We start from the raw sequence: 279 nt of genomic DNA on the forward strand, positions 1-279 counted from the left end.
GGCGAGTGCTGCGGCCATGTCGTCGATGAAGGGCCGCACTTCGGCCGACAGGCCGGCGTCGCTGTAGGCCTGCCAGACGGCGCCGAGGTGATCCTGCCCCGACTGGTGCAGCACCTGCGGGCGCTACTCGGCGGGCCACAGGGCGAGCGCCTTCGGCAGGGCCTGGTTCAGCGCCCGGGCGCCGAGCGAGCCACCCAACACCAGCAGGCGCAGCGGCCCGATGCGATCGGCCATGCGCTCGGCCGGCGCCGGCAGCGCCTCGATCTCGGCGCGAACCGG

Annotated in this window: 1 pseudogene; it reads right to left on the bottom strand. The window is 74.9% G+C overall.

Annotated elements, in window-relative coordinates:
- Window positions 1-126: 126 nt before the first annotated feature.
- Window positions 127-279: pseudogene (locus ACG04R_RS28560) on the bottom strand (undecaprenyldiphospho-muramoylpentapeptide beta-N-acetylglucosaminyltransferase); the annotation flags it as partial.

The sequence above is a fragment of the Pelomonas candidula genome, assembly GCF_043555985.1.
Classification (GTDB): Bacteria; Pseudomonadota; Gammaproteobacteria; order Burkholderiales; family Burkholderiaceae_C; genus Pelomonas; species Pelomonas candidula.